General features: G+C 41.4%; 10 protein-coding genes. All 10 read left to right on the top strand.

The annotated features are described in order from the left end of the window. The 10 genes from T344_RS0126680 to T344_RS0126635 all read left to right on the top strand — a co-directional run bounded on the left by T344_RS0126680 (position 1) and on the right by T344_RS0126635 (position 12,121). Positions 1 to 1,278: a PLP-dependent aminotransferase family protein gene (locus tag T344_RS0126680; RefSeq protein WP_027631242.1), complete on the top strand. Its 1,278-nt coding sequence runs from the start codon at positions 1 to 3 to the stop codon at positions 1,276 to 1,278. 17 nt (positions 1,279 to 1,295) lie between these two features. After that, positions 1,296 to 2,258 (top strand): radical SAM family protein, encoded by a 963-nt coding sequence (locus T344_RS0126675; RefSeq protein WP_027631241.1) that lies wholly within the window; start codon positions 1,296 to 1,298, stop codon positions 2,256 to 2,258. A 14-nt stretch (positions 2,259 to 2,272) separates the two neighbouring features. After that, on the top strand, positions 2,273 to 3,505 hold the full coding sequence (locus T344_RS0126670) for an ATP-grasp domain-containing protein (RefSeq protein ID WP_162178058.1): 1,233 nt from the start codon (positions 2,273 to 2,275) through the stop codon (positions 3,503 to 3,505). A 30-nt stretch (positions 3,506 to 3,535) separates the two neighbouring features. Then, positions 3,536 to 3,970 (top strand): GNAT family N-acetyltransferase, encoded by a 435-nt coding sequence (locus tag T344_RS0126665; RefSeq protein WP_027631239.1) that lies wholly within the window; start codon positions 3,536 to 3,538, stop codon positions 3,968 to 3,970. Positions 3,971 to 3,984: 14 nt separating this feature from the next. Then, complete coding sequence (locus T344_RS0126660) at positions 3,985 to 5,790, top strand: OPT family oligopeptide transporter (RefSeq protein WP_051572323.1); 1,806 nt, start codon at positions 3,985 to 3,987, stop codon at positions 5,788 to 5,790. A gap of 147 nt (positions 5,791 to 5,937) precedes the next feature. After that, on the top strand, positions 5,938 to 7,368 hold the full coding sequence (locus T344_RS0126655) for a DUF512 domain-containing protein (RefSeq protein WP_027631237.1): 1,431 nt from the start codon (positions 5,938 to 5,940) through the stop codon (positions 7,366 to 7,368). Between the two features lie 3 nt (positions 7,369 to 7,371). Beyond that, positions 7,372 to 8,280 (top strand): LysR family transcriptional regulator, encoded by a 909-nt coding sequence (locus tag T344_RS0126650; RefSeq protein WP_027631236.1) that lies wholly within the window; start codon positions 7,372 to 7,374, stop codon positions 8,278 to 8,280. A 196-nt stretch (positions 8,281 to 8,476) separates the two neighbouring features. Beyond that, positions 8,477 to 10,747 (top strand): 5-methyltetrahydropteroyltriglutamate--homocysteine S-methyltransferase, encoded by a 2,271-nt coding sequence (metE, locus tag T344_RS0126645; RefSeq protein ID WP_027631235.1) that lies wholly within the window; start codon positions 8,477 to 8,479, stop codon positions 10,745 to 10,747. A 141-nt stretch (positions 10,748 to 10,888) separates the two neighbouring features. Beyond that, complete coding sequence (locus tag T344_RS0126640; RefSeq protein ID WP_027631234.1) at positions 10,889 to 11,623, top strand: MerR family transcriptional regulator; 735 nt, start codon at positions 10,889 to 10,891, stop codon at positions 11,621 to 11,623. A 12-nt stretch (positions 11,624 to 11,635) separates the two neighbouring features. Beyond that, positions 11,636 to 12,121, top strand: coding sequence for a putative immunity protein (locus tag T344_RS0126635; protein ID WP_207641884.1), 486 nt, complete (start codon positions 11,636 to 11,638; stop codon positions 12,119 to 12,121). Positions 12,122 to 12,500 lie beyond the last annotated feature (379 nt).

The raw sequence follows: 12,500 nt of genomic DNA, 5'->3' as shown, positions 1-12,500 counted from the left end.
ATGGGTTCAGAATTACTTGAGATAATAAAATTTGTGGAGGATTATAAACATTATAAAGATGACAGGCTGGCATTGATATCATCGGAAAATACTTCATCCAGACTGCTGCGGTCATCATATCTAATGGGCCTGAGCGATCAGTATTGTTCCAGGCTGCCCGAGGAAGCAGACAAGATTGGAAATCTGGCTTTCGGAAATATTCAAACCCTGGATAGGGTAAATGCAATGACCAGAGCCATTGTACAGGAGGTATTCAAGGCTGAGGAATGTGATGTGAGGCTATTATCCGGATTGAGCGGTTTAACGGTATTGTTGTTTTCCTTGTTTGAAAATGGAGATACCATGTATAAAATGTATGATCTGCATGGAGGCCATTTGTCGGTAAAACCCATAGCAGAACGGCTGAATCTGAATATTGTGGAAATGCTGCTGGGAAAAGACTACCATTTTGATTTAAAGGATTTTGAAGAGAAATGGAAGCGAAATCCGGCTAAAACAATATTTCTGGATTCCAGTTATGTTTTATTCCCCTATCCCTTAAAGGAAATATCAGAAATAGTCGGGGATGATGTAACCATAATGTACGATGCTTCACATATGGTGGCTTTGATAGCGGGAGGCATGTTCCAGGAGCCTTTTGCGGAGGGGGCCGATATCATTCATTCAACAGCCCATAAATCCATGTGGGGACCGCAGAAGTCCATAATCTTATTTAAAGAAAAGGGCGAACTGTCCGACAGAGTTCACCATATGGTTAAGGATGTGCTGGTTTCCAATACGCACATGCATCACATATTTGCTCTGTATATTGCCATGGCGGAATTCAAGGAGTTTGGCAGGGAGTATGCGAGGAGCATTTATAACAATGCTAAAGCATTGGCCGACAATCTGCAGTCTAACGGAGTTGAAATTGCGGCCAAAGAATATGGTTATACCGAGTCCAATCAGTTCTGGATCGATTTTGATACCCAAAGAGATGCAATTGCAAACTTTCAAAAGTTGGAAAAGTTAGGGGTATCTTCAAATGTTATTTTTCTGCCGGGTAACCGCTGGGGGCTGAGAATCGGCGTAAACAGCATTACGAGATTGGGAGCCCGGGAAGGCGATATGAAGATTCTGGCCAGAATCATGAGCGATTTGTTTAATAATCGGAAAGACACTGTAAAACTGAAGAAAGAGCTGTATGAATTCAAAGGAGATCTGGGAGGAATCAAATATAGTTTTGACGATACGGTCCAGGCCAGGGAAATTATGGACTTTATTATTAATAATTTTTAATTACAGGAGGATAAAATATGCATAACAATACCCAATTATGTCCCGGAGAAATGCTGAGGATAAAGATACACAGCAACACACCCACCTGCCCTTTGATCTATGAAATTGTTCCGGTCATGGGGTGTGAATTCCAGTGTACATATTGCAATGCATTGGGCCAGGAAGACACCGAAAAATTTTTACCTGTCAAAGTTGATACCCAATACCCTGAATTTTTAAGAAATGAAATTAAAAAGCATAAGGCGGTTAATAAAAATCCTCTGTACTATTACTGTCCAAAGTCTGACTGCTTTCAAAAACCGCTGATGGAGACAGGTGTGACCCGAGGCATCCTTGAGGTGTTAAAAGATGAGCAATGCCACTACATCCTGGTAACCAAGGGAGTCCCCACAGATGATTTATTTAAGCTGTTGGTGGAGACCAGAGAAAAGTGTCAGGTGATTATTACTTATGGAATGCCTGCAGAGGAAATCAGACAGGCTGTGGAACCATGTGCGGCAGCCCTGGAGGAGAGGATTACCTTTGCAAAAGCCTGTGTTGCTGCCGGTATTCAAACGGCGGCTATACTTGAACCCCTGTTTCCCTTTAGGGATTTGTCGTTTGTGGGAGGCATCATGGATAGGTTTATTGAGGCGGGTGTAGATCATTTTGCAATTGACTTTGCGAGGGTCACACATGGCTGTCTGGAGAGAATCGCAAAACAGATACCGGAGCATATTGATGAATTCAAAGAAATATATATAAGAGATAACAGCCACAATGAAGATTACAGAACTGCAAACGGTACTCATGTCATAAGATACAGTCCTCCGAAGGAATACATGCTTGAGAAATTTAATGCCATTAAACGGATGGCGGAACAGCGGGGAAGCACGGTAAGCATTTGCAACTCGTTTGGATTTGATGGTTTCAATAGTGAGGCTCAAAAAAGAGGGTACATTTGTATGGGGATCAATATGGACATGGTTGAAGAGCGATAGGAGGTGTAATGAATATGGAAGAAAAAGTGGTGATTTTTGTCCAGAGCGGCGGCGGAAAAAGTGTAAAAACCATTCCGCTGCAGTTGGCAAAAGATATGGGATATAAGGTCGCTATCGCAGAAAAAAATTTTAAAAATGAGTACGGTCTGGCGGATTACAGCATTTCGGTGGATACCGAGAACATTGACCTGCTGATAACGGAAGTGGTGGATTTTTCCACAAAACATAATGTAATAGGAATTTTGACTTTTACGGAATTTGCAGTGGAACAGACGGCACTTCTGGCTCAAATATTGGGCCTGCCGGGGTTAAGTGTGAAAGCGGCCAGGATTGCAAGAAATAAATATTTAACAAGAGTTTTGCTGGAGAAACACGGGATAGAACAAAATAAGTTCATGTGCACCAACGACCTATACGGCAGTAAGGAGAAAATAGAAAAAGAAATTGGTTATCCTGTCATCATCAAACCGTTAAAATTTGCAGGCTCGTGTGCTGTGACCAAAGTAGAGTCTCCGGAAGAATTTGAGAGCTTTGTCAATAAAGTAAAGGCTGATAGAAAGCTTGCCCCCATGAATGTTTGGAGTGAGGACAACTTATCTGAACTATGGCTGTGCGAAGAATACCTGGAGGGATATGAAATTTCCGTAGAGTGTATTGTCGACAGGGAGAAGAAATATATTGCAGCCATACATGATAAAATGGCACCTATGAAACAGCCACCTTTTCTGGAAGAATATTTTGTAACACCGTCTCCCAGGATAACGGCAGAGTTGGAGGAGCAAATCATAAATATGACCGGAAATATTTTGGATTGTATGGATTATGATTTCGGTCTTGCCCATGTTGAGTTCAGGATTACCGAAGACGGACCGCGTTTGATAGAGGTAAATGCCAGATTAGGCGGTATTTTGGTGGGTAAATCGGTAGAAAACAGTACGGGTGTCAATATGTTTGAAAGCTTGATTAAGCTGGCAACAGGGCAGGAAGTTTCAGTATCCGTCAACACACGCGTACCCACCGCTTTTGGAGTGGTTTATGCCAGAGCAGGGGTGGTCGCGGGCGTTGAGGGGATGGAAGAGGTTGAAAAAATGCAGGGAATTAAGCTTTTGGAGCAATGGATCAAACCCGGGGATACCGTAATTGCTACCGAAGTTGGTTATGGCACGGTGGTACTGGCCGAGGCTGAATCTTCTGAAAAAGCATATGAAATTGTAGATAGTGCAATAAAAAGCATCAGGTATTATTAATGAGCCGACTTTTAAGGTGGAGGAGGATAAATGGAATATATCTTGATTACTTCAGACGATCCTTTGTACAGCCAGGCCATAGATCTGAGATATGAGGTTTTTTTCAAACCCTTCAATGTGGGATTGGATAAGGTATTTGATGGTTTGGAGGAAGGGGCGGTGCACCTGGTATGCGTTGAGAAAAAAGAGGTTCTTGGTTACGGAAGATTGACTTTTGACAATGATAATATTTCGGTTGTTTCTCAAATGGTTGTAAAGGAAGCTTATCATAAAATGGGAATCGGAAAGGAATTAATGAAACATTTGATGTCATTGGCAAAAGAAAAGGGGCGGAAAGCAGTTATCCTTGATGCGAAAATTGAAGCAAAAGAATTTTATGAGAAGCTGGGCTTCCACACCGAGGGCGATATTTTTCCATCAAAAAAGACCGGCCTGCCACATATAAAAATGGTAAAGACTTTATAAACAGGGGAGTACTTATGAATAAAAGAGAATATGCAATTTCTATATTGGTTGGAATCGGTATTGCCGTGTTATTCGGAGCTGCCAACGCATATGTGGGACTGAAGGCGGGAATTACAATTTCGGCATCAATTCCGGCAGCAGTTATATCAGTTGGAGTTTTCAAGTATATATTAAAAAGCTCATCCTTAAAAAATACAATGCTTGCAACCACAGTCGGAGCCGCCGGGGAAGCCGTTGCGGCCGGAATTATTTTTACTGTTCCGGCTTTGTACATATGGGCGAGAGAAGGGGTGCTTGCGGCTCCGAGCATATTGTACATATCCCTGGCAGCCACATTTGGCGGAATACTGGGAATACTTTTCATCCAACCCATGAAGAAATTGCTGCTTGTCCAGGAAAAGGAAGAATTAATCTACCCTGAAAGCATAGCCAGTTCAAAAGTCATATTGTCAGGTGTGAACAAACAAAGTCAAACAAAATATATCCTTCACGGAGTCCTTGTGTCGGGAGGCTTTACATTTTTATCACAAATATTAAAAGTGTTTCCGGACAGCGTAAAACACACATTTTCCGGGCTGAAAAATGCTACTGCCGGAATAAATATTTTGCCTGCTTTAATAGGTGTAGGATATATTTCAGGTTATAGAGTGTCCAGTTGTTTTTTTACGGGAGGAATTATTGGCTGGATAATATTGATCCCCATTATAACAGCTTTTGGGGGAGATAATGTATTCTTTCCCGCCACCTTGCCAATTTCCGGACTGACGGCCGAGGCCATATGGAGTAGCTATATTAAATATATTGGTGCGGGGGCGGTGGCAGCAGGAGGAATTATCGGACTTGTAAAAATATTTCCCGGCATGATAAGGAATTTTGGGAAAAGCATAAAGAAGATAGACACAGGCACTATGAAAAGCAGGCTGATCCCAATAACAGCAATTGCCATGTTGGGCGCAATGGCTATTGGCTATTATATATTTGGAATTGTCGGACTAATGATAATTATAATATTTGGATTCTTTTTTTCCATAGTATCGGCGAGAATGGCCGGAATGCTGGGGAGCAGCAACAATCCGGTTTCCGGAATAGCCATGATTACTCTGGCCGTATCGTCAATGGTATTGCTGATGACCGGAAAGATTGAACAGGATATGTTTTTTTTAGCGGTTATAATGGGTGCGGTGGTCTGTGTAGCAGCATCTCTGGCCGCAGAAACCTCACAGGTATTGAAGACAGGTTCCTTGCTGGGAGGGCCCTGGAAGGTGCAGGAGCTTGGCATGGTTATAGGAGTTGTAATATCCTCCCTGTCCATCAGCTGTATCCTGATGTTGATGGATAAAGCGTGGGGATTCGGCTCTGAAAGCCTTTCCGCGCCTCAGGCTGTCATGATGAAAATGATTGTTGAGAGTACGGCAAATAATAATTTGCCCTGGACATATATATTTATCGGAGTGGTATTTGCCATTGTCATGGAACTGTTAAATGTACCTGTTCTGCCTGTTGCAGTTGGAATGTACCTGCCCATCAGCATGAGCTCCTGTATTTTTTTAGGAGGCTTGCTGGCAAAATTTTTGGACAGGAGGAAAGAGGAATTCAAGGAGAGGGGAGTATTATTTTCATCAGGCTTGATTGTGGGAGAAGGAATTATGGGAATCCTTTCGGCCATATTTGCCGTTGTGTCGTTGGGCGGAAGCACAGTGGGAGACCGGTTGGATTTATCCGGGCATTTCAGCCTGGGGATACCGGGCAGTATTACAGGAATTATCTTGCTGGTGGCAATTTTTATTAACAGCAGTATGAGAGAGAAAATTGTAAAGTAGAAATATCAGACAGCACCTGAAGCCAGTGAAAAGCTTTGGTGCTTTTTTTATGCCAAACGGCACCGGTGTGAGACACTGCCCTCCTTGTATAAAACCTCTTAAAAGAGTACAATAGGAATGACAATATTTAAGAAAGGAAAATCCTATTTGAACAAAAAAAAGAATCAAGGTCATCTGATTAAAGAGGTGTATCCGGATTCTATTGCAGAAGAAATGGAAATTGAAGCAGGAGATCTCCTATTGGCAGTTAACAATGAAGAGATAGAGGATGTATTTGATTACAGGTATTTGATCAAGGACGAATTTATCGAAGTATTGATAAAAAAGCAGGATGGGGAAGAATGGCTGCTGGAGATTGAGAAGGATTACGATGACGATCTGGGAATCGAGTTTGATAACAGTCTGATGAGTGATTACCGTTCCTGCAGCAATAAATGCATGTTTTGCTTTATTGACCAGATGCCGCCCGGCATGAGAGAAACGCTGTATTTCAAGGATGACGATTCCAGGCTGTCTTTTTTGCAAGGAAACTATATAACCCTGACCAACATGAAGCAAAAGGATGTGGACAGAATTATACGCCTGCATCTTGCTCCTATTAACATATCGGTGCAGACAACAAATCCGGAACTCCGGAGCAAAATGCTCCATAACAGATTTGCCGGGGACAAGCTAAAGTATCTGGACGAGCTGTATGCAGGCCGGATTGAAATGAACGGGCAGATTGTATTATGTAAAAATATTAACGATGGTGTTGAGCTGGAAAGGTCAATAGAGGATCTCTCAAAATATCTTCCTTTCATGCGGAGTGTTTCGGTGGTCCCGGCCGGAATTACGAAATACAGGGAAGGTTTGCAGCCGCTTGAATTATACAGCAGGCAGGAAGCCGGAGCCATTATCGATATGATTGAAAGCAGGCAGCGCGGATTTTATGAAAAGTACGGCCTCCATTTCATTCATGCCAGTGACGAATGGTATATCAATGCAGAAAGGGATTTCCCAGAAGAAGAGCGGTATGATGGCTATATCCAGCTTGAAAATGGTGTCGGCATGATGCGGCTTTTTATAGATGAATTTAATGAGGCATTGGAGAAGATTAAAAAAGACATAAAGCGCAAAAAGCTTAAAAATATCGTGTCCAGGACACTGACAATGGCCACCGGCAAGCTGACTTATCCCACTCTAAAAAGTTTTGCGGCTCGGATTATGGAGGTATTCCCGGGAATAACAATAAATGTGTGCTGCATCCGGAACATCTTTTTCGGTGAGACAATAACAGTATCGGGGCTTATTACCGGCCAGGATCTGATAAAACAGCTCCAGGAGAGAAGACACAACGGTGAAGACCTTGGAGATGTGCTCCATATACCGTCCAATATGCTGAGGACGGGAGAAAAGGTATTTTTGGATGATGTTACAGTAAGTGATGTGGAGAAGGAGCTTGGAATGAAAGTGGTTGCGGTGGAGTCAAGCGGCAAGGACTTTATCGATGCAGTCATTTGTGATGATTATTCAGTGGATAGGAACAACGAAAATTTTGCTTATATACAAGCGTATAAACAAAAAGGAGCTGAATAGATAATGACTTTACAGCAGTTGAAATATATAGTGACTGTTGCGGATAAGGGTTCAATCAGTGATGCCGCAAAAGAATTGTTTATCTCCCAGCCCAGCCTTACCAATGCCATAAAAGAACTGGAAAATGAAATGCAGATTACCATCTTCAGCCGGACAAATAAAGGGATTGTAGTGTCAAATGCAGGTGATGAATTCCTTGCGTATGCAAGACAGGTCCTTGAACAGGCAAATCTGCTGGAAGAAAGGTTTCTGAATGCCAAGAAACAAAGTCCGAGATTTTCTGTTTCAACCCAACATTATTCCTTTGCAGTAAATGCTTTTGTCGACGTGATCCGTGAATTCGGCGGAAGCCAGTATGATTTTACACTCAGGGAAACCCAGACCTATGAAATAATAGAGGATGTGAGCAGACTAAAAAGTGAGATAGGAATTCTTTATACTTCCTCCAAAAACAAGGAAGTCATCATGAAGCTTATTAAGCAGAACAGCCTGGAATTCGAAGAACTTTTTGTGGCAAATCCCCATGTTTTTATCAGTTCAAAGCATCCGCTTTCAGGAAAGGATGAAATAACCCTGGATGAGCTTGAGGAGTATCCTTATCTTTCTTTTGAACAGGGGGATTATAACGCATTTTATTTTTCGGAGGAGATCCTCAGTACTCTTGACCGGAAAAAAAATATCAAGGTAAGAGACAGGGCCACATTATTCAATCTGGTAATAGGCTTGAACGGGTATACCGTCAGTACCGGGGTAATAAGCAGGGAACTGAACGGGGAGAATATCATCGCAAAACGGCTTAAGGTAAATGAATATATGCGTGTGGGGACAATAAAGCAAAAGAATGTGACTCTGAGCAGGTATGGAAAGGCATATATGGAAGCGTTAAAAATGCATATATCCGAATATATTTGAATTAACCTGTTGTGCTGATTGAAATTTTGTATTGCTTTACAGGTAGATTTAATCAGAATCAATATGAGTGCGTGCTTGAAATAGCTTAAAGCTATATCAAACACGCATTTTTTTGTATTATTCAATACGGTTAAACTGCTCTATACTATTATAAAATAGAATCGATATGAATAGTATGATATAACGGAGGTAGGGAATGAAAAGTGCGATAATCGGTTTTCCGAGGGTGGGAAAGTTAAGAGAATTAAAATTTGCATCGGAGAAGTATTTTAACGGAGAGATAACGGAAGAAAATTTGAATGAGGCAGGAACGGAATTAAGAAGCGAACACTGGCAGTTACAGAAGAATGCAGGGATAGATTATATACCCTCCAATGATTTTTCCTTTTATGATGGTATGCTGGATGCGACGGTTTTATTGAATGCGGTTCCTCAGGCATACAGGAATTTGAAATTGAGCGGGCATGGAACCTATTTTTCCATGGCAAGAGGTTTTCAGGGAGTACAGGGCGATGTGAAGGCTTTTGCAATGAAAAAGTGGTTCAATACCAATTATCACTATATGGTACCGGAGCTTTATGATGATACGGATATTAAACTTTCGGGGAACAAGCCCTTTGATGAATACGCAGAAGCAAAAGCCATGGGAATTGAAACAAAACCGGTTATTATAGGGGCTTTTACCTTTTTAAAACTGGCGAAATATAATGGTGGAAAGCACGCTGATGATTTTATGGAGGATATGATTCAGGCATACAGGGATATTCTTGAGAGGTTTGACAAACTTGGTGCCGAATGGCTTCAGTTTGATGAACCCGCCCTGGTAACAGACCTTTCAAGGGAAGATACCGCAAGATTCGTAAAATTATATACCGAAATATTAAAAGAAAAAAAGAAAACAAAGGTATTGCTTCAAACCTATTTCGGAGATGTAAGAGATTGCTACAATGAGATTGCAGCTCTGGATTTTGATGGAATAGGCCTGGATTTTCTGGAAGGAAAGAAGACTCTTGAGCTGGTAAAAACAAACGGATTTCCGGAAAGTAAAATTTTATTTGCCGGCGTCGTCAATGGAAAAAACATCTGGAAATGTGACTATAAAAAAACAATCGGGCTGCTTTCAGAAATCGGAAAATATGCGAAACATGTTGTTGTATCCACATCCTGCTCCTTGCTCCATGTTCCGTATACCCTGGAAAATGAAACAAAACTTGAGAGCGGTGTCAGGGAACACTTTTCCTTTGCAAAGGAAAAGCTCGGAGAACTCCATGAACTGTCCATACTGGCTGAAAGAGATGATTTTGATGCTCTTGACCAATACCGCAATAACAGAAAAGTATTTGAGGCAGACAGGCTTTATGCGGATAAAAAAGTGCAGGCAGACGTTTCAGCCCTTTCGGAAGAAGATTTCAGAAGGAAGGTTGATAGAAAGGAGCGGGAACAGCTTCAGAAGACAGAATTTAAACTTCCGCTGCTGCCTACAACCACTATCGGCTCATTTCCCCAGACTCAGGAGGTAAAAAAGAACAGGAGTTGCTTCAGGAAAGGTGATATAGATCAGGTAGAATATGACAGACAGGTATTTGCGTTCATAGAGGGCTGTATAAAAAAACAGGAAGATTTAGGGTTGGATGTGCTTGTGCATGGAGAATTTGAACGCAATGACATGGTGGAATTCTTCGGAGAAAATCTTGCAGGTTATGTATTCACACAGAAAGCATGGGTTCAGTCTTATGGTACAAGATGCGTAAAACCGCCCATTATCTTTGGCGATGTTAGGCGTATCAGACCTATTACCGTTAAATATTCAAGGTATGCCCAGGGTCTGACCGGCAAACCGGTCAAGGGAATGCTGACAGGTCCCGTCACCATATTGAACTGGTCATTTCCAAGAGAAGACGTGAGCCTTAAGGAGATGGCATATCAGATAGGTATAGCCATCCGTGAGGAGGTATGCGACCTGGAAAAGGCCGGAATCAGAATTATCCAGATAGATGAAGCCGCTCTTAAGGAAAAGCTACCCATAAGAAGAGAAGAATGGTACAGCGAATATCTGGACTGGGCTATTCCGGCATTCCGTCTCTGCCACAGTAAGGTGAAGCCCGAAACGCAGATTCATACACATATGTGCTACAGTGAGTTTGAAGAGATTGTAAAAGATATCGATAATATGGATGCAGATGTTATTTCTTTTGAAGCATCCCGTTCCAGACTTACCATTATTGATGCTCTGAAAGCAAATAATTTTGAAACCGAAGTCGGACCGGGAGTATATGACATCCACTCCCCAAGGATACCGGCGGCGGAGGAAATCGTTCAGGCCCTGCATAAGATGCTTGAGAAGATTGACAGGAACAAGCTGTGGGTGAATCCGGATTGCGGTTTGAAAACAAGGGGTATGCCTGAGACCGAAGCAAGTCTTAGAAATCTGGTAAAAGCGGCTGAAATAGTAAGAAATCAGTTATAGACAGCAGTATAAAGGTGCCTTTATGGAGATGTAATCTCTGTAAAGGCATTTTATTTTTAAAACCCTCCACTATCGTACCAGGGTTATAGCCGCATGCTATAATGAGATATGAAATCAAGGTAACCAAAGAGGCGGTGTACAATGAGAACCTATAGTACTTCTGAAATTGCCGGAATAATGGGGATACATCCAAACACTGTTATGCTGTACGAGAAATGGGGCTACCTGGCTCCTGTTGAAAGAAGTAAAAATGGCTACAGGGTTTATAACGAAACCCATCTGGAGCAGATTAAGCTGGTAAGGCTGGCATTGAGAAGCCAACTTATCAAATGCTATATGAAGTTTGAAGTCCAAAATATTATAAGAAGTGCTGCCCGGGGGAATTTAAAAAAGGCTTTGGAGGTGAGCAGAGAGTATTTGGCACATATACAAAATGAAAAGAATAATGAACTCAGGGTAATGAAAATAATACGGAAAATTTTGAAAAGTGGTTCACAGGAAGAAAAGGATACTTTACTAAACAGGAATGGGGCCGCAAAACTGCTGGGGGTTTCAATAAATGTCATTATATACTGGGAGAGAAACGGGCTTCTTGATGTGCCGAGAAGTAAAAATGGCTATCGCGTTTATGGAGAGAATGAAATAAAGCTGCTTGGAGTCATTAAGGTGTTGAGACAGGAAAACTACAGCACACAGTGCATATGCAGAATGCTAAAAAAACTGAAACCCGGAAGTGAGGGAAATAACAGGTTCTTATCCGGAGAAACGGAGGATTCGGATGAATGGCTGTTGTCTTCCCTGGCTGAGGCTGAGTGTGATGTAAAGGAATTGATTGATTATATAGGTGGGTTGATAAATAAAAAAATGGAGATTTAAAGAGGTGTAAGCATGAGAGGCGGAAAGAAGGACAGTTATATGGGAGATGTGGGAATAATAAGAAAAATTGATGATATTCCTGAGTTAAAAGACGAGCTTATTGCCGCATTTGACAGTAAAAGCCATAGTCATAAGGCTATTTCATGTTATAGTCTGCTGTTGGCGCAGCATATTTTAGATTTAACCAATATGCAGCCCTGTGATGAGATAAATGAATGTTTTGATATCAGCAGGAAATGGCAGGAGGGAAAAGCCAGGTTCCAGGAGGCAAGAAATGTGGCTTTTAAGATACACAGATTAGCCCGGGAGGAAAAAGATCCTATAAAAGTAAAGGTTTTAAGAGTTATGGGACAGGTTGCTGCTACTCCTCATGTAAAGAGACATGCATTAATAGCCTCAGATTATGCAATAACCTTGATAAATTTAATGTATCCTAAAAATTTAGAGGAAGTAAGAAAAGAAAGAAAAATTCAGATTGAATTAATGAAGAGTGTATGATTTCAATTAGCACAACGAGTCAAATCAGATTGTCAGGCATAAATAACTTAAATGAATACTCTCGAAAAGTAATTGGTAATTTCGAGAAAAACCAATACTTCACTCCATTTTCTTTGTGAAATGGAGCTATTTGTAGAAAAAGCATTGTACCTTGAGAAATTAATAGTTGTGTAATTTTGAGCCCAGATTTTTTGGGACAGCAAATAAACCTTTGAAATTCAAAGATTTTTAAATGCTGTTTGAAAAGTTCTTGTACTATTGCAATAGACTCAGAATACTAAAGGATTTGTGTTTGATCCAAGCATCCAGATGTATATTAGCAGCAGCGAAAGTGGCTCTTGCAAAACGGTGCTTTGAGCTCCTTGTTTTACCAGCTTCG

The organism is Ruminiclostridium cellobioparum DSM 1351 = ATCC 15832 (assembly GCF_000621505.1).
GTDB classification, from domain to species: domain Bacteria; phylum Bacillota; class Clostridia; order Acetivibrionales; family DSM-1351; genus Ruminiclostridium; species Ruminiclostridium cellobioparum.
This window is presented reverse-complemented; position numbering and strand designations above follow the sequence as displayed.